The organism is Shewanella salipaludis (genome assembly GCF_012911865.1).
In the GTDB taxonomy this organism is placed as follows: Bacteria; Pseudomonadota; Gammaproteobacteria; order Enterobacterales; family Shewanellaceae; genus Shewanella; species Shewanella salipaludis.
In genome coordinates, this window is record NZ_JAAXYH010000004.1 from 285192 (window position 1) to 303659 (window position 18468).

General features: G+C 58.4%; 17 protein-coding genes. All 17 read left to right on the forward strand.

Going from position 1 to position 18468, the window contains the following annotated elements; genetic code table 11:
* The first annotated feature begins 152 nt into the window (after positions 1-152).
* The 17 genes from HC757_RS08485 to HC757_RS08565 all read left to right on the forward strand — a co-directional run bounded on the left by HC757_RS08485 (position 153) and on the right by HC757_RS08565 (position 18188).
* Complete coding sequence (locus HC757_RS08485) at positions 153-1034, forward strand: MSHA biogenesis protein MshI (protein WP_169563882.1); 882 nt, start codon at positions 153-155, stop codon at positions 1032-1034.
* Positions 1031-1633 carry a PilN domain-containing protein gene (locus tag HC757_RS08490; protein ID WP_169563883.1) on the forward strand — a complete coding sequence of 201 codons (603 nt, stop codon included), beginning with the start codon at positions 1031-1033 and terminating at the stop codon, positions 1631-1633. Before HC757_RS08485 ends, HC757_RS08490 begins: the two co-directional genes overlap by 4 nt.
* Entirely contained in the window at positions 1630-2283 is a 654-nt protein-coding gene (locus HC757_RS08495) for an MSHA biogenesis protein MshJ (RefSeq protein ID WP_169563884.1), read from the forward strand. The genes HC757_RS08490 and HC757_RS08495 overlap by 4 nt, the downstream gene beginning before the upstream one ends.
* Complete coding sequence (locus tag HC757_RS08500) at positions 2270-2599, forward strand: MSHA biogenesis protein MshK (RefSeq protein ID WP_342343053.1); 330 nt, start codon at positions 2270-2272, stop codon at positions 2597-2599. Before HC757_RS08495 ends, HC757_RS08500 begins: the two co-directional genes overlap by 14 nt.
* Positions 2600-2623: 24 nt before the next feature.
* Complete coding sequence (gene mshL, locus HC757_RS08505) at positions 2624-4285, forward strand: pilus (MSHA type) biogenesis protein MshL (protein ID WP_169563885.1); 1662 nt, start codon at positions 2624-2626, stop codon at positions 4283-4285.
* A gap of 6 nt (positions 4286-4291) precedes the next feature.
* The gene (locus HC757_RS08510; RefSeq protein WP_169563953.1) at positions 4292-5200 is read left to right on the forward strand and encodes an ExeA family protein; all 909 of its coding nucleotides are present in this window, start codon (positions 4292-4294) and stop codon (positions 5198-5200) included.
* On the forward strand, positions 5197-6459 hold the full coding sequence (locus HC757_RS08515; protein ID WP_169563886.1) for a tetratricopeptide repeat protein: 1263 nt from the start codon (positions 5197-5199) through the stop codon (positions 6457-6459). Before HC757_RS08510 ends, HC757_RS08515 begins: the two co-directional genes overlap by 4 nt.
* A complete protein-coding gene (locus tag HC757_RS08520; protein ID WP_169563887.1) occupies positions 6456-8216 on the forward strand; it encodes a GspE/PulE family protein in 1761 nt (586 codons plus the stop codon). Before HC757_RS08515 ends, HC757_RS08520 begins: the two co-directional genes overlap by 4 nt.
* A 1-nt stretch (position 8217) precedes the next feature.
* A complete protein-coding gene (locus HC757_RS08525; RefSeq protein ID WP_169563888.1) occupies positions 8218-9438 on the forward strand; it encodes a type II secretion system F family protein in 1221 nt (406 codons plus the stop codon).
* Between the two features lie 36 nt (positions 9439-9474).
* Positions 9475-9963, forward strand: a complete 489-nt coding sequence (locus HC757_RS08530) for an MSHA biogenesis protein MshF (RefSeq protein WP_169563889.1) — start codon at positions 9475-9477, stop codon at positions 9961-9963.
* Between the two features lie 79 nt (positions 9964-10042).
* Complete coding sequence (locus HC757_RS08535; protein WP_169563890.1) at positions 10043-10645, forward strand: type II secretion system protein; 603 nt, start codon at positions 10043-10045, stop codon at positions 10643-10645.
* Between the two features lie 169 nt (positions 10646-10814).
* Positions 10815-11324 (forward strand): prepilin-type N-terminal cleavage/methylation domain-containing protein, encoded by a 510-nt coding sequence (locus HC757_RS08540; RefSeq protein WP_169563891.1) that lies wholly within the window; start codon positions 10815-10817, stop codon positions 11322-11324.
* Positions 11325-11475: 151 nt separating this feature from the next.
* Positions 11476-11961 carry a prepilin-type N-terminal cleavage/methylation domain-containing protein gene (locus HC757_RS08545; protein ID WP_169563892.1) on the forward strand — a complete coding sequence of 162 codons (486 nt, stop codon included), beginning with the start codon at positions 11476-11478 and terminating at the stop codon, positions 11959-11961.
* A complete protein-coding gene (locus HC757_RS08550) occupies positions 11951-12475 on the forward strand; it encodes a type IV pilus modification PilV family protein (protein ID WP_169563893.1) in 525 nt (174 codons plus the stop codon). The genes HC757_RS08545 and HC757_RS08550 overlap by 11 nt, the downstream gene beginning before the upstream one ends.
* Positions 12475-13323 (forward strand): PilW family protein, encoded by an 849-nt coding sequence (locus HC757_RS08555; RefSeq protein WP_169563894.1) that lies wholly within the window; start codon positions 12475-12477, stop codon positions 13321-13323. Before HC757_RS08550 ends, HC757_RS08555 begins: the two co-directional genes overlap by 1 nt.
* On the forward strand, positions 13313-13774 hold the full coding sequence (locus tag HC757_RS08560; RefSeq protein ID WP_169563895.1) for an MSHA biogenesis protein MshP: 462 nt from the start codon (positions 13313-13315) through the stop codon (positions 13772-13774). Before HC757_RS08555 ends, HC757_RS08560 begins: the two co-directional genes overlap by 11 nt.
* The gene (locus HC757_RS08565) at positions 13767-18188 is read left to right on the forward strand and encodes a DUF6701 domain-containing protein (RefSeq protein ID WP_169563896.1); all 4422 of its coding nucleotides are present in this window, start codon (positions 13767-13769) and stop codon (positions 18186-18188) included. The genes HC757_RS08560 and HC757_RS08565 overlap by 8 nt, the downstream gene beginning before the upstream one ends.
* Positions 18189-18468: the final 280 nt, after the last annotated feature.

Sequence of the window (18468 nt, forward strand, 5' to 3'; positions counted from 1 at the left end):
TAAAATTAACCAATTAGCGGTTAATATATCGGTCGTCAATATTCTGACGCAAAAAATATCACAGATCTATGGCATGTATGTCTGAGTGGTAGTGGCGGTAAAAACGGGAATAATGGGTTGATTATCAACCACTAGAGGTACAGTCAGTTTACATGGGTAACAGTCTTTTGGGTAAGTTTGCCTTCTGGCAAAAACCACAGTCAGTGACCGACCTGGGCATCTATGTCGGCGCCGATACCCTGTGGGTCTATCGGGCACCGACCCAGGAGGGGCCGGCGACGGTCAGCGAGATCGGTCTGCAGGCCGAGGATTGGCTGCAGACGTTTGCCGGTGTCGTCAAACAATTTGGCCAGGCACGGGTCTCTGTGCTGCTGGCCGCCAGCCGTTACCAATTGCTACTGGCAGACAAGCCGCAGGTCGAGGCCCAGGAGATGCAGCAGGCATTGCTCTGGTCGATAAAGGACATGGTGTCCATCCCCGTGAGCCAGATCCATCTGGACTATTTCGATTATCCCTTGCCAGGTATCACCAAGGTGAATGTTGTCGTGACCGACAGCAGCAGTCTGAGCCCCATGGTGCGGGCCATGATAGACAGCGGTCTAGAGATAACCAGCATAGGCATAGAAGAATTGGCGATGACCAATCTGTTTGTCGACGACCCCCAGGCCAGGCTGGTGCTGAGTCATCAGCCGGGTCAGGAGTTGTTGCTGACTGTGGTGAAGCAGGGGCAGCTGTTGATGCAACGCCGGGTGCGGGGTTTCAGCCGCATAGACAAGATGTCTGCCGAGGACTTGTCGCTGGGGATGGCGGATAACCTGAGCCTGGAGATTCAGCGCTCTATGGATTATTTCGAGAGTCAGCTGCGCCAGGCGCCCGTGGCCTCGATCGAAGTGCTGATGGAGGGGCCCAGCCGGGAACTGACGCAACTGCTCGGCGGCCAATTTAATCAGCAGGTGAATTTGCTCGAACAAGACACTGTGGCTGCCCATATGGCGGCGCTGGCATTGGCCGAACTCAGTCGGGAGGATGCGTGATCAAGACCCGGGTTAACCTCTTTCGGCTCAGCTTACTGCCGCCTCAGCGGCGGTTGACCCTGACACGCCTGGTCGCTGCCCTGGGAGTCCTGCTGGTGTTGACGCTGGTGATCAGCCTGTTGAGCCATTGGCAGCTGTCCCGGCTCGAGCAGCAACAGCGTCTCGCCACGGCGCAGCAACAGAGATTGCAACAGCAGAAGTCGGCGCTCGAAGCCAGGCTCCAGGCCCATAAACCCGATGCCGCCCTGGTGGCCGGGGTCGAGTCACTGAGCCAGCGCCTGGAGCTGAAACACCTGCTGATGGGCGAGCTGAGCCAGCGGGCATCTTTGACCAGCCATGGCTATGCCTCGTTGCTAAAAGATTTGGCCCTGGTGGCCGACAGCAATATCTGGCTGAGCCGCATCAAGGTCGATGAGCAGGCCTATGTTTTCGAGGGTTATAGCCGGCAACCCCAGGGCGTGCCTCAATGGATCGCCAGACTCGAGTCCACTCAGACGCTCAAGGGGGAGACCTTCGCCACCATGACCATGGATCAGGGCGATGACAAGCCGCTGGCCTTCACTCTGACCAGCATGGCTGCGAAGGAGGAGGGGCAATGAGGCAAAGATGGCAGATGGGGGTCGAAAGGTTTTCCGGCCTGAGCCGCCGCGAACGCGGCATGATAGCCCTGGCGACCAGCCTGCTGGCGCTGTTCTTATGTTACTTGCCGCTGGAGACAGTGTGGTTGAGCCAGGCAAAGGCAAACAAGACACTGGCGTCTCTGACCCAGGAAAATGCCCTCTCGACCCAGCAACTCGAGCTGTATCGCCAGCGCCTGTCCCTGGATCCAGATGCAGATTATCGCCAGCGACTGGCGAGCCTGGAACAACAGATGCGCGAGTTGGACACCCGACTCGACGCTCAGATGGTCGACATGGTGCCGGCAAACACCATGCCGCAACTCCTGGCCGAATTGCTGGGAAAGGTCAAAGGCATAAAACTGTTGAGCTTCGCCTCTATCCCGCCCGTGCCTCTGTTGCAGGTGGGCGAGACGGACAAGAAGATGAATCTCTACAGCCACGGCATAGGGTTGACGCTGGAAGGGGATTACTTCAGCACGCTGCGTTTCTTCGATGAGGTAGAAGCCATGCCGAATAAGTTGTACTGGAAACGTCTGGACTATCGGGTCCATGACTATCCCAAGGCGCATATCGAACTCGAACTTTATACCTTGAGCATCAATAAGGATTTTATCAGTGTGGCGAAATAAGCTTGGCGTGAGCCTGGTTGTCTTGTTGACCGGGATGCTGCTCTCTGGGGTGCAAGCCCAGGCGCTCAGAGACCCCACCCTGCCGGGCACGGGGGCCGTCGCCGGCTCGCCCCCGGTCGCACCCCAGAATGATAATTTAGTCCTCAGCAGCATAGTCAGCTCGGATGCATCGGCATTCGTGGTGATTAATGATGCTATTTATTCGGTTGGCGATGTCGTACAGGGTGTACGCATAGTCGCCATAGACAGTCGCTCTGTGTCACTGTCTGACGGCCGTAAGCTGGATTTGTTTCACGCCTTGGCTGACAAGCAATAACGGCGAGATAGGAAAATAACAACAATGAATGGAATGAAATATATTGCGCCTCTGCTGTCACTCTGCTTGTTGGCCTGCCAGGCGACAGACAGGCCACAGCCCAGGGCCTCGAAAGACGCCCTGAGCCAGGCGGCGCAGCCCGCCGCCAAGAAAAGCCCCATGCCGCCCGCCATGATGCCGGATGCGGTGCAGCAGGAGTTGAGAGCCGGTGGCCTGCTGGCGGGACTCGCCACCGGGCTGCAGACGGAGCGTCGTTTCGACGTCTCGGCCCAGGATGTGGCCGCCCGGGTCTTCTTCCCCAGCCTGGTGCAGGGCACGCCGCTGAGCGTGGCCGTGCATCCGAATGTGCAGGGCAGCATCTCCTTGTCGCTCAAGGGCGTGACCCTGAGCGAGGCCCTGCAGGTAGTGGAAGACATTTACGGCTATGAAGTCAGCCGCGAGGGACGGATATTGCGGGTCTTTCCCGCCGGCATGCGCACCGAAACCTTTTCGCTCAATTATCTGTACATGGAGCGCGATGGCATCTCCCTGACCTCTGTGAGTTCGGGGCGCCTCTCGGACGAGAGAAGCAACAACAACGGAGGCAATTCGAGCAACAACAGCAACTCGAACAACAGCGGCTCGAACAGCGGCAACAGCAACAATAGCGGTAACGATACAGGCAACGGCACCTTCATCCGCTCCAGGACCAAGACAGACTTCTGGGGGGAATTGCAGGCGACCCTGGTGTCCATCATAGGCAAGACGGGTGAGGGCCGGCAGGTGGTGGTGACCCCCCAAGCCGGCCTGGTGACAGTGCGTGCCTACCCCAATGAGTTACGCCAGGTGAAGACCTTCCTCAGCAGCGCCGAGCAACATCTGCAGCGGCAGGTGATCCTCGAGGCCAAGATAGTCGAAGTCACCCTGTCGGACGGCTATCAGCAGGGCATTCAGTGGGATAACGTGCTTGGGCATGTGGACAAGAACAATGTGACCTTTTCCACTTCGGCCGGCCCTGGGCTGACGGATCAGATTGCCACCGCCCTGGGCGGTCTCACCAGTCTCAAGATCCAGGGTACGGATTTCAGCACCATGATCAATTTGCTCAGTACCCAGGGCGATGTGGACGTGCTCTCCAGTCCCAGGGTAACCGCCTCCAACAACCAGAAGGCGGTGATCAAGGTCGGCCAGGATGAATACTTTGTCACCGACGTGTCCTCGACCACGGTGGCGGGCACCACGCCCATTACCTCACCCCAGGTGGAGTTGACGCCTTTCTTCTCCGGCATAGCCCTGGATGTGACGCCGCAGATAGATAACGAGGGGAATGTGTTGCTGCATGTGCATCCCTCGGTGATCGATGTGAAGGAGCAGACCAAGGACATCAAGGTCAGCGATGCCTCACTGCAGTTGCCACTGGCGCAGAGTGAGATCCGCGAGTCGGATACTGTGATCCGCGCCGCCTCCGGCGATGTGGTGGTGATCGGCGGCTTGATGAAGAGCGAGAACATAGAGACTGTGTCCAAGGTGCCGCTGCTGGGGGATATCCCCTTTCTGGGCGAAGCCTTCACCAATCGCAGCCGTTCCAAGAAGAAGACAGAGCTGATCATCTTGCTTAAACCCACAGTGGTCGGCAGCGATACCTGGCAGAACGAGTTGAAGCGTTCCAAGGCACTGCTGGATCGCTGGTATCCAGAGGCGCAATAGGTGTCCATGTACCTGCAGCATTTCGGTCTGGCCCAAGCGCCTTTTTCCCTGACCCCAAACACGGGTTTCTTCTTCGGGCTGCAGCCCCATGTCGAAGCCTTGCAGGTGCTGCAGATAGCCTTGCAGACGGGGGAGGGCTTCATCAAGGTGACCGGAGAAGTAGGCACAGGCAAGACGCTGATCTGCAGGAAACTCATCAACGAGCTGCCGGAAAAATTCCGTTGTGCCTATCTGCCCAACCCCTATCTGACACCGTCGGAGTTGCGCTGGGCCGTGGCTCTGGAGCTTGGGCTTAAATACGCCGCCAACATAGATCAACAACAACTGACCAGCCTGATCCAACAGCAATTGCTGGCGCTCAGCGCCCATGGCCATTCCATCGTCTTGGTGCTGGATGAGGCCCAGGCCCTGCCGGACGAGAGCCTGGAAGCCCTGCGGCTGTTTACCAATCTGGAAACCGAACAGCGCAAGCTATTGCAGGTGGTATTGTTCGGTCAACCCGAACTCGATGACAGACTGGCATTGAAATCCTTTCGGCAACTGCGCCAGAGGATCACCTTCAGCTATGGTCTGCGGCCGCTGACACTGGACGAGAGCGACGCCTACATCAGGCATAGGCTGGCGGTTGCCGGCCGTCAGGGGGAAGCCCTGTTTGGCAAGCGTGAGACCCTTAAGCTGGCCAAGGCATCCAGAGGGATCCCCAGATTGATCAATATCATCGCCCATAAGAGTCTATTGCTCAGCTTCGGCGAAGGTTGCAGCACTGTGGCGGCGAAACACTGTCTGGCGGCTATTCGCGACACAGAGGATGCCTATCCGGCGCGGCGCCGCGGCTGGCGCTGGCTGACCCTGAGCCTCATGGGGAGTGCGCTGCTGGCATTTGGCTTGAAGCTGTTACCCGGAGCCTGGCTATGAGCGTGATCAACCAGATGTTACAAGACTTGGACAAACGTCAGCAGCCCCATGCCCTGGCTGCCACTGCGCCGGGACAACTCGGCTATCCTGGCAGGGCGCCAACCCATAGAGGTTATTGGCTCCTGGCCTGTGGCCTGTCGCTCGTCCTGGGGGGACTCGGCGTCTACGGCGGGCTGCAGCTCTTCTCCTCGTCTGCCGCGGCCCCAGCCCTTGAGGTCGGGAGCCGACAGGCGGCCAAGCTGGAGATGGCGCCGCCTCAAGCCTTGACTAAAACTCAGGCCCAGACTCAAGCTCAAGCCCAGACTCAAGCTCAAGCCCAGACTCAAGCTCAAGCCCAGACTCAAGCCCAAGTCTTGACTCAACCCCAGGCTGAGGTCGAAACACAGAATGGCACGGCAGGGCAGACGTCGGCTCAGGGGCGTCAGTCACAAGCAGTCGCCGAACCGGGCACAGCATTTGAATCGAGCGCAGCACTTGAATCGAGCCCAGCACTTGAACCGAGAGCAGCGCAGCCGACAGAGCGGCGTGAACGTCCGTCTGCGCCTGTGCCTGTCGATACGCTTGCCAGCGGGCAGGTATCCAAGAGTGTGCAGCTCAGGCGGGCAAGGCTCGGGGATGCGGGGGAGAGCCAGCTTGCCTCACCCAAGGGCCGGATGGCGGTGACAGAGGTCAAGTTGACTCGGGTGCAGCTGGCGCAGAAACGCCTGAGCCTGGCGACCGAGGCGGAGCAAGGGGGCCGGCTGCATGAGGCCGCGACGCATTATGTCGAGGCCCTGGCGCTGGATCCCGCCCTGCATCCGGCCAGGAAGCAGTTGGCCGCGTTGCATTATGGTCAGGGCAGACTGAACGAGGCGGCCGAGATACTGCAGCAGGGACGCATGCTCTTCCCGCAGGAGTTCGAATTGACCCTGCTGTTGGCTAGGGTACAGGAGGCCGGCGGCCAGGGCGCCGCCGCGCTGGCCACCCTGGAACAGCTCCCGGATTCGAGTGAACTGGCAGGGCAGAAGTGGCTGCAACAGAGCGAGCTGGCCCAGAAACTGGGGCAATACGCCGTCGCCGAGCAGGCCTATCGTCTGCTGCTGCAACGGGAGCCCCGGCAGGGCCGCTGGTCCATGGGGCTGGGCTATGCCCTGGATTCACAACAGAAATATTCGCAAGCGGCCGAGGCCTATCGTTATGCCCTGGCACAGCCGGGCCTGTCGGCGGCGGCCGTGGCCTATGTAGAACAGCGCTTGGCACAGTTAGAGGGCAAGCCATGAAACTTAAATTAAAGATGCGTCTGGGCGATCTCCTGGTCCAGGAGCAGATCATCGGCGAATCACAACTGCAGGCGGCATTGACCGAGCAGCGCAGCACGGGCAAGAAGCTGGGCCGTACCCTGATAGACATGGCGGCGCTGACCGAAGATCAGCTGCTGAAGTTCTTGTCGCAGCAGCTCAATCTGCCTTATTTGGATATCAGCAGGCGCGCCATCGCGCCCGAGGTCGTCAACCTGCTGCCAGAGGTACAGGCCAGGCGTTATCGCGCCTTGGTGGTCGAGGCTCAAGAGGATGGCGTGCTGGTGGCCATGAGCGATCCCGCGGATCTGCAGGCGCTGGATAACCTGGAGATACTGCTGGCCCCCAGAAAACTTGCCATAGCTGTGGCCCCAGAGCAGCAGCTACTGCAGGCCTTCGATCATCTCTATCGGCGCACCGAGCAGATTGCCCAGATAGCCGGCAAGCTCGAAGAAGAGTATGCCGCCGATGACATCTTCGATCTCGCCGGTCTGACCCAGGGAGACAGTGATAACGAGACCACAGTGGTCAAGTTGCTACAGTCTATTTTCGAAGATGCGGTGCAGATGCGCGCCTCGGACATACACATAGAGCCGGGTGAGAAGGCGCTGCGCATTCGGCAGCGTATCGATGGCCAACTGCATGAAAACCTGTTGCCCGAGGTGAACATAGCCGCGGCGCTGGTGCTCAGGCTCAAGCTGATGGCCGGGCTGGATATTTCGGAGAAACGTCTGCCCCAGGATGGGCGTTTCCACATGGAAATCAAGGGCCATAAGATAGACGTGCGTATGTCGACCATGCCCATCTACCATGGGGAATCCGTGGTGATGCGTCTGCTGGATCAATCCGCCGGACTGTTGACCCTGAATGAAACCGGCATGCCGCCACAGATACTGGCGCGCATTCGCAAACAAATTCAACGCCCCCACGGCATGTTGCTGGTGACAGGGCCCACGGGCAGCGGCAAGACCACTACCCTCTATGGCATCCTCAGTGAGCTTAACACTGCGGATCGCAAGATCATCACGGTCGAAGATCCCGTGGAATACCAGTTGCCACGCATCAACCAGGTACAGGTCAACCACAAGATAGGCCTGGATTTCTCCAACGTGCTGCGTACCACGTTGCGCCAGGATCCCGACATCATCATGGTGGGGGAGATGCGTGATCAGGAGACGGTGGAAATCGGCCTGCGGGGCGCCTTGACCGGCCACTTCGTGCTCTCGACCCTGCATACCAACGATGCCGTCACCAGCGCCTTGCGGCTGTTGGACATGGGCGCCGCCAGCTATCTGGTGGCCAGTGCCCTGAGGGTTATCATAGCCCAGCGTCTGGTGCGGCGTGTGTGTAATAACTGTGCCTGCGACTATCGGCCGACGGCCCAGGAGAGCGCCTGGCTCGCCAGTGTCAGTCACAGGGACTTTTCCCGGGCCAGGTTCCGTGCCGGCAACGGCTGCCAGAGTTGCAATGGCAGCGGCTACCGTGGCCGTATCGGCATATTCGAGATCCTCGAACTCGACGACAACATGATAGAGGCCATGCGTACCGGCAATCCGCAGGCGTTTGCCAGTGCCGCCCTCAGCAGCAAGCATTTTACCCCTCTGGCCGAGTCGGCCCTGACATACCTGAGCGAAGGCATGACCACCCTGGAAGAGGTTGCCAAGTTGGTGGAGGATGTCAGCGAGACCAGGGTGCCGCTGTCCGAAGATCTCATGAGTCGTCAGAGCCTGGCAGACTGACATGGCCAACTACCAGTATCGCGGCCGCGGGGCCCGCGGCGAAGAAGTGAAAGGTTATCTCGAAGCGGCCAGCGAGAGCGCGGCCGCCGATCAGCTGTTGGCGCGGGGGGTGATCCCCATAGAGTTGCAGCATGCCAAAGAGACCAAGGAAATTAATTTCTCGTCCTTGTTTGGCCGCAAGGTGAGCCTGGATGAGCTGCAAATTTTTACCCGGCAGATGTACTCGCTCACCCGCTCTGGCATCCCCATACTGCGTGCCATCGCCGGTCTGTCGGAAACCACACATTCGCAGCGCATGAAGCTGGCATTGAATAATATTTCCGAGCAGCTGGTCTCGGGACGGCCACTGTCGTCGGCGATGAATCATCATCCGGATGTGTTCGACGCCCTGTTTGTCTCCATGATCCATGTGGGGGAGAACACGGGTAAGCTGGAAGATGCTTTCATCCAGTTGTCCGGCTACATAGAACGTGAGCAGGAGACCCGCAGGCGGATCAAGTCGGCCATGCGCTACCCCATGTTCGTGCTGTTCGCCATCGCCATCGCCATGGTGGTGCTCAACATCATGGTGATCCCCAAGTTTACCGCCATGTTTTCCCGCTTCGGCGCCGAGCTGCCCTGGGCGACCCAGCTGCTGATCGCGACCTCGAATCTATTCGTCAATTACTGGCCGCTGATGCTCCTGGGGCTCGGCGGCGGCTTGGTCGGCATACGTTACTGGCATAAGACGGAGCGTGGCGAGAAGCAGTGGGATCGCTGGAAGCTGCGCATTCCCGTGGTGGGCAGCATAATAGAGCGCTCGACCCTGTCGCGTTATTGCCGCAGTTTTTCCATGATGCTCAGCGCCGGCGTGCCCATGACCCAGGCCCTGAGCCTGGTGGCCGATGCCGTAGATAACGCTTATATGCACGACAGGATAGTCGGCATGCGCCGCGGCATAGAGTCGGGCGAGGCCATGCTGAGAGTCTCGGCCCAGAGCCAACTCTTTACCCCGCTGGTGTTGCAGATGGTGGCCGTCGGTGAGGAAACCGGGCAGATAGATCAGTTGCTCAACGATGCCGCCGACTTCTATGAAGGCGAGGTGGACTATGACCTCAAGAATGTGACCGCCAAGCTGGAGCCCATATTGATAGGCATAGTGGCTGTCATCGTCTTGGTGCTGGCACTGGGGATCTACTTGCCCATGTGGGACATGCTCAATGCGGTCAAGGGCGGCAAATAGGCGGATAGCTTAAGTCTGGTCGAGGGAGGTGACAGGATGCGGCGTGAACAGAAGGCCGAGAGTGAGTTATTGGGGGTCTATGGCGGCATGATGACCCTGGTGCCTGTGCTGGTCATAATGGCGATTATCGGATTCAAATATTTTGCCGGGTTGCCGCAACTGGCGAGTCGCAATTTGGAGCAGGAGCATACACGCCTGTTAAACGTGCTGGCCATGGTGCGTTCCCAATGGCTGTTATTGGGTAAACCCCGGGCGCTGCCGCTGAACTGGCAAACCACGGCTGACCAGCCAACTCAGGCTCCGGGGCGGGTGCGTATGAGTGGGCAGGGCTGGCCTCTGCCCGACAGCCTGGATGAGGCAGGTTGTCGGGCGCTGTGGCAGCAATTGATGGGCAAAGATCCCGCAGCCGATGCCCTGACGGCCAGTTACCGGGCGAGCGATGACACTTGTCGTTTCGCACTGGAACAGGGTGACAGCCTGGTGTATCGCCTTAATTCCGGCGGAGTCATTTTTTTGACTAATTAATAAAATATTGTTAAAACAGGGGGTTTTTTAAACTGCTTTAACTGGTAGAATAAATGCTCTTGTTATTGGGGTGCAGCAGATGAAACGTAAACAAACCGGTTTTTCACTCATAGAACTGGTGATAGTGATAGTGATATTGGGCCTGTTGGCCGCAACGGCGATCCCGCGTTTTTTAAACGTGACAGATGAGGCCGAAGATGCCAGCGTCGACGGTGTCGCCGGTGGCTTGTCGACCGCAGTCAGCTTTGTGCGCTCCCAGTGGGAGGTCGATGGCCGTCTGAACACCAGCGTAGTGCTGGACGGCACCCGCGTGTCGCTGGACCCACGTTTTGGCTACCCTACGGGCCTGAGCAATACCTCTGCGACCGCAATGACGAACGCTAGCTGCCAGGAGGTCTTCGATGCCGTGCTCCAGAGCTCGCCCCGTAACGTGCTGATCAACGCGGATGCGCGTAATCAACGCTATGTGGTGCAGGTGCTGGGAGCGGGCGGCGGCGACGCGACTTCTATCGCGGGAGCGGCGGTGACTGGTGTGGACCTGTGTCTGTATTACCAGGTGACATCGCTCGTGCTCAATACCACCAGTGGCGTGCCGTCACCCGTGCCAACCCAGACTACGGCAGGCGCCAGGGGCATTACTTATAACCCTGCTACCGGCCAGATAGACAGCTTCAGCAATTGAGTGTTAGTTTTACAATACTTATTTTTAAAGGCTTGGCTTTAAATATTGATTTTTAAAGACCTAGCTTTAAAACCTAGTTTTAAAATTTAGCTTTAATGAACGATTTTCATAATCGGTTTCAACAAACCAATAGATTCACAGTTAACAAAAATACGGATAGAGGTCTTTAATGCAAAAGCAACAAGGTTTTACCCTGATCGAATTAGTGGTAGTCATCATCATCCTCGGCATCTTGGCGGTTACCGCCGCGCCCAAGTTCATCAACCTGCAAAGCGATGCCCGGGTTTCAACCCTGCAAGGTATGCAAGCTGCGATTCAGGGCGCCAACAGCCTGGTGTACTCTAAGGTGATCATTGCCGGTAATGAGAATGCGGATACTGCAACGGTAAACATAGGAACAGGCACGGATGCGAATGTTGCTTATGGTTATCTAGTAGCGACCACGGCCAACTTGCAAAACGCACTGGAGCTGACTTTTGGAGACGATTGGAGCGTACAGGGTACTCCTACAGTTCGTGTCGCGGGTGATCCTACAGCCGACCCAGTTACCGATGCTACGCCGGGTGTGATCCAGATCAGGCCGACAGATGCGCCTGCAACCTGTATCCTGACCTATACCGAAGCGGTCAATGGTACTAGCCAACCTACATATACCTTAGCAACCGCTGACGCTTGCTAATTGTATTTTGCAAAAAGGCCTGCTCAGCAGGCCTTTTTTGTTTAAGGATTCAAACTTCGGGGATTTTTTGACATACTCAGCGAGTTAATTCAGGCCGAGTCTGTACTGCGCGCTATGGCCGCCTCCAGGCAAAGATAAGGATATTATCCAGGTGACACTTGTTGGAAAATCCCCTGCTTCAGCCGGTTTCACCCTGGTGGAGTTGGTGACCACTATCCTGTTGATTGCCATCATGGCCGTGGCTGTCCTGCCGCGCCTGCTGGGGACCTCTGCCTACAGCGCCTTCAGCCTGCGCAACGAGTTTATTGCCGAGCTGCACCGGGTGCAGCTGCAAGCCCTGAATAATACCGACAGATGCTTTCGTGTTGCCGTGAGCACCACAGGCTATCGATTGCAGCAGTTTCCCGGCCGGTCAGGCAAGGCCTGCAGCGGGACTGTGCTGGGCACGGATGCCGAACAGAGGTTCCAGGGCGGCGCCTCGCTGGCATTGCTTGCCTCCAATGGCCAGAGTTTCAACCTGGACTTCGATGCCGATGGCCGTAGCTCGCTGAACTGCAATGGCGACTGCATCGAGGTGCGTGCCGATGATACCCTGATGATCGCCATTTCCTCCGAGGGCTACATCTATGCCAACTAGCCCAGCGCGCTTTCGCTCTTCGGCCAGGCTGAAGGGCTTTACCCTGATAGAGTTGGTCGTCGGCATGCTGGTGATCGCCATCGCCATGGTGCTGCTGACCGGCATCCTATTCCCCCAGGCCGACAGAGCCGCCGGGACCCTGCATAGGATGCGCAGCGCCGAGTTGGCCCACGCCATACTGAACGAGATCTGGGGCAAGAGGTACGATGAAAATACCGCCAGCGGCGGTGTGCCCGCCTGCGGCAGCCCCACAGGCGAAGCCTGCTCAGGGGTTTTGGGCCCGGATGGCACCGAGGGGCGCGACGATTACAACGATGTCGATGACTACAACGGTCTCGGCCAAGCCAGCCGCATGCTGAACTCGAGCCAGACCTATGCCGATGCTTATCCCAACTACCGCCTCTCAGTGGTTGTGGCTCTAGGCGCCGTGCTCAATACCAAGCTGGTGACCGTCAATGTCACCACCCCCAGTGGCGAAGTGATCACTTACCATGCCGTCAGGAGCAATTACTGATGCGGCTGAACTCACGCGCCTTGCCCCCAGGTTCGGCATCAGGTTTCACCCTGGTCGAGCTGGTGACTGTGATACTGATCCTCGGAGTCCTGGTGGTCGGGGTCAGCAGTTTCGTCATCTTCGGCACCCGCATCTTCGTCGAATCCAGTTCGGTCGATCGGGTACTGAGCCAGAGCCGTTTCGCCATGGAGCGACTTATCCGGGAGATCCGCTCCGCGGTGCCGGGCAGTGTGCGACTGCGAACCGAGGCAGGTTATCAATGCCTGGAGTTGCTGCCTATTGCCGCCAGCTCCAGCTATCTGGATATGCCATTCAAACCCGGGGCCAAGGCCGAGGTGGGCACAGGCATAGCGACAACAGCCAGTGTCGCGGCCGGGCAGTTGCTGCTGATCTATCCGCTGACGCCGGCCGATGTCTACGCAGACTCCGCCGCCAGCCAGGGGAAAATGTTCAGCCTCAAGGCGGTGCAGCGCAGCGGCGACAGCTGGGATTTCACCTTCACACAACAGATCCGCTTCGATGAGGCTTCGCCCAGGCAAAGGTTCTATGTTGCCAGCGGGCCCGTCAGCTATTGTATCTTTCACGGCGGCAGCAACGACGGCGATCTGCTGCGTTACGCCGGTTACGGCATCAATCACCCCAGCCAATTGGCGCCGACGGACATGGGCGCAGGGGTGTTGATGGCGCAGGGCATAGTCAACGATTTCTCGCAGCCGGCGCAGTTGCCTATCGAGCTGACGCCCGCGACCCTGGTCAACAATGCCTTGGTGCAGCTGCGGCCCAGATTTGCGGTCAACGGCGAGAGTTTTCAGTATCAACATCAGGTGCAGGTGATCAATGTTCCTTAAGTCTGCCGGCGGATATCCACACTTTCCCATGGGGCGCCAGCGTGGCAGCGCCCTGGTGATCGCCATCTTCGTGATTACCGTCATGTCCCTGTTGGCATCGGCCCTGATCCGAATAGTCCAGGATGCGGACGCGGGTTTGACTCAGGAAGTCTGGGGCACCCGCGCCCTCGCCGCCGCCAACAGCGGCGCCGATGCGGCCTTGGCGCAGTTATTCCCGCTGACGGGGGGCGCGGGTGTCTGCAATAGCGCCGACACTGCCTGGACACCGCCGGCTTTGGTGGGATTTCATGGCTGCCGGGTCAGCTACCGCTGCACCTCGGTCAGTGCCGCTGGCTTCACCCAATACAGTATCGACAGCACAGCCACCTGTGAGAGCGGCAACTGCAGCGGCGGCGATGAAGGCAGCTGCCTGCGGGTCAGCCGCAGTGTCGAGGTCGCGGCCCGTGACTAGAACCCTGCAAATCCTGACCGCCTTGCTGTTGCTGTTGCCGACGTTGCTGCAGGCGGCGCCCCAGTGTGATGCCATCTTCACCTCGGAGCCCAGCGACAACCAGGGCACAGTGTTGACCCCGCCGGCCGATATGCCGTCACTGGGGGACCTGTATTGCAATAGAAATGGTTGCAGCGGTCACAGCAGTAGCTTCAGTCCGGGGGACTATAACTTCGGCTCAGGTTATCTGGGGAGCAAGTCTTCCATCTCCACTCAGGGGCCCACCACCAGGTTATATTTCGATTCCCTGACCATGGACAACGCCACCATGAATGCCTTCGGCAACACGGAGAACTTGTTCATCTATATCAGGGGCAGCCTGTCTATCTCGGGCAAGAATTATATCAATGGCATAGTCTATGTCGCCGGCTCGGTGAGCCTGTCCGGCAATGCCAGAATCGATGGGGCCCTGGCGGCGGGCGGTGCCATGTCTATCAGCGGTAACAGCGGGGTGAATTATGATGCCGCAGCCGTGGACAATGCCGACTTCGGTGGTTCCTGTGAAAACGCCCAGAACCCGGGGCCCGGGGAGGCGCTGGCGCTGCAATTTGGCAAGGCGAGTTCCACCAGTGTCAGCTTCGACACTCCCTTCCCCGACGGCGTGACCCCGCTGGTGTTCCTGATGCCGACCATAGACAGCAATGCTCCCAAGAGCAGTGACGGCCCTGCCTCTGTGTTTCTCGGCACAGTATCCGGCAGTGGTTTCAGCTGGTCACAACAAGAGCCGCCGGGCAACACAGTGGCTTCCCAGACCATGGCCGAGGTGCATTGGCTCGCGGTGGCACCTGGCACCTACACCCTGCCGGACGGCAGTAAGCTCAAGGCCGGCAGCGTGACCACGAATCATGCCCTGAACCTGGCCTACTCAGACTGGGTCGATGTGCCGTTGGCTACCGGCCTGGATGTGGTGCTCAACCAGTTGCAGAGCCGCAACAACAGCTGCTGGCTCACCAGTGTGTCTCAGCCCTATACCGGCGGTATCCAGCTGAATCTGGATACTTCAGAGGCCTACGACTATTACAATGGCACAGTATATTGCCGGCCAGGCGGCAATTGGGCGCTGCCCCATGACGAGACCATAGGCTATCTGGCGCTGCAGCCGGGCAGCGGCAGTCTCACGCTCAATGGCGAGCAACTGAATTATCAATTCGGTACGGGTGTGACCCATGGCGGAGGCAGCAACGATGCCAGCCTGTCGCAACAGTGTAGCTACCATACTGACTTAACCGGCTTCGGCGCTGTGCCGACTCTGGTGGCCGGCAAGAGTTCCCGTGCCGGCGTCAATGGTGGCTGGCTCAGGCGCTGCGACTTGAGTGCCACCCGGGTCAGCATGGTCAACGACGAAGATACTTATTACTACTCGGATCGTGAGCACGGGGCCGAAAATTATGGCTTCGTGGCACTGGAAAAGGTACAGCCGTCGCTGACTTGCATCAGTGACAGCTTCTCCGGCAGTTCGCTCGGGGGCAATTGGGTCAGCTCCCGCAGCAGCGGCGACTTTACCCCCTCAGTGGTGGACAACAAGTTGCGCATGACCCAGGCCGAGGTCGAACAGGCGACGGCTGTGACCTTTCAGCGGCTGTTTCCGGCGGCGGATAACCTGATCACCCTGGAGTTCGATCAGTATGCCTATGGCGGCAGTGGTGCAGATGGCATGGCGCTGGTGCTTTCCGATGCCGCGGTGACGCCGCAGCCGGGGGCCTTCGGCGGTCCCCTTGGCTATGGTTTCAAGCCGGGTATTCCCGGATTCGCCGGTGGCTGGCTGGGGGTCGGCATAGACGAGTACGGTAACTTCTCCGCCGAAGGCGGAGGAAACAGCATAGGCACCAGACGCCAGGCCGTGGTGGTGCGCGGCTCAGGCTCGGGTGAGAGCGGCTATAACTATCTGCATGGCAGTTGCAACGATGGCAGCAGCAACAGCGGTGGCGATTGCCTCAGCCCGGCGGTGGATAATAACTATGTCACCCCGGCCCATCGCTACCGGCTCACCATAGACTCCCGGGTGGCCGGGCACTCCTGGGTAACGGTCGAGCGCGATAGCGGCAGCGGTTTTGTCGCCCTGGTCCCGACTTTCGATGCGCTGGCGGAATCCGGCCAGGCGCAGGTACCGGATAAGCTGCTGCTGTCACTGACCGGCTCCACCGGCAGCGAGACCAATGTGCATGAAATCGACAACATTGAAGTCTGTGCTATCCAATCCGACCCCGTCGATGCCCAAATAGATCACTTCCAGTTCGAGCATACCGGCAATGGACTGACCTGTGATGCCTCAAGCTTGACCCTCTATGCCTGTGCCAATGCCGATTGCTCCGAGCTGGTTAGCGGGGAGGTGACTGCCAACCTCAGCCCTGCCACGCTGCCGGGCGGCGGTTGGGTCGGCGGCAGCGTGGCGCGATTCAGCGGCGGTAGCACCCAATTAAAACTGCGAAAAAATTCCGCCGGCAGCGTCACCGTGGGCGTGACCGGCTCGACGCCCAGCACCAAGCCCCTGAGCCAGACATTATGCCGCCAGGGTAGCGGTCCGCTGAGCCGCGATGCCTGCACCCTGGACTTTGCCGATGCAGGTTTCATCTTCGATGTGCCGGACAAGCTGGCCAATAAGCCGGCCGACAACATTTGGCTCAAGGCGGTGAAGAAGGATGACGGGACCCAGGCCTGTGTTGCCGCTTTCGCCGGCGAAGATAAGCCGCTGGAGTTCTGGAGTGATTACGTGCTGCCGACGGTGCGTGCCGCCAGCCAGGAAGTCACCCTAGCCACGGGAAGCTCTGGGCCTGTGCCGGTAAGCAATCAGGCGTCGGTGGCGACAGACATCACGCTCTCGTTCGATGCCCAGGGGCAGGCCTCCTTCTTGGTCAATTATCCCGATGCCGGCAAGATGCAACTCAATGCCAGGTACACAGGCACGGGAGAAGAGTCAGGGCTGGTGATGACGGGCGCGGATCAGTTTGTCAGTGTGCCCGTGGGCCTGTGTGTTAAGGCTGTCGGTACTGATGCGAGCTGTTCTGCGGGGGACGTGAGCTGTTCTATATACAAAAAAGCCGGCGAAGAGTTCGATTTAACTGTGCAGGGCATGGCCTGGCAGGCTGGTAACACCAAGACATCGGATTTTTGTGCTAACAGCACAACGACACCCAACTATGCTCCCATAGGCAAGATCAAGTTGGCCAGTGAGCTGGTGGCGCCTAGCTCCGGTGTGGCAGGCGGGGTGGGGCAAACTGAATATGATCATGTCGCAGCCGCGAGCAACCTCAATCTTGTTAAGCAGTCTATCAACGAAGTCGGGGTGTTTAAGTTTACCGCCGAGTCGCCTGCCGACTATCTTGGAGCAAACTTAAGCACCGAAGACCTAGGTATTCAAAATCTTTTGGCGAAAACGGCCAGTGTGGGACGTTTTACGCCTGGTTATCTGGGCATCACCCCCAATACCCCCAAGCTGGCCCCAAGTTGTGGTGTATTTACTTATCTTGATCAACCCTTCAGCTTTACGACGGGGGCAGAACCTAAGTTGGATATTCAGGGTTATTCGCTCAAGGGGGAAGTCACTCATAATTATCAAGTTGAAGATTGGTGGCGTTATCAAAATGCCTGGACGGGACGCAGTTATCAGGACCAATCTGGCTCTGCCTCGGTTGAAGCTGGGGCGGTGGCTCCTGGTACCGTCGAGCTGAGCCCAACAGATGCGGCGGCCGTGAAGAACGCCTACTTAATGAATGCTCGACTCCTGTATCACAAGATCCCGCCATTGTCGGTTACGCCTTTCAGTGGGCAGTTGGATCTCGTGCTGACAGCAGAGGATCTAAAGGATGCAGATGGGATTTGTTACCAACTCCAAGCTGCCGGCGCTTGCATTGGCTATGTATTCGAGGGCATCCAGTTCGATGAAAGCAGGAGTCAGTCATCTGACATGCGCCACGGCCGTATCCAGATGGACAACACCTATGGCGCCGAGACAGAGCGGCTGACCATGGCGGCGCGCACCGAGTATTGGAGTGGCGCAAGCTGGGTCACCAATGTCGATGATGCCTGCACCAGTGTCGTGCCTGGATTAACATCGCAACTCGACGATGCCGACGGCTACAATTATGCGCCGGATCTGCTGACGGATCAGAGTGTGACCCGCAGCGATGAGGCGGCCAGCGGCATGGCAAAGGCTGCCGCCGGCGAGTTTTCCCTGTATTGGCGGGCATTGGCTGCAGGTGACGCAGCGCCTTACCGTGGTCAGGTGACTGCACCTTTGCCCGTGCCCGATTGGCTCAAGTGGTATTGGAATTGGGACGAGGCGGATGCCAATGCCTTATCCGATCCCCGCGCCAGCGCCTATTTCGGTCGCTACCGTGGCCATGACAAGATCATCTATTGGCGCGAACTTCACTGATAAGGCATGGTACCCGGGAGGGGGCTTTTTTTGCCCCTTAACCGCACATCTTGGGCTAATTTGAAGATAAGCCGAATCTTGAGCCGAATTGGCCCGGTTTTTCACTGGCTTGATTCGGTGGTTTTTTAGCCTGACTCGGGCCTTAACAGCTCAAAAATTGCGTAAAACCCTCTACGAACCTGCATATGGTAAAAAAAAACACCTCATTAGCGATTGTTAACCTCATCAGTCTTGTGGAATCTGGGTGGCGTTGATAAAGTTAGCTGATTTTTCTTTTCTT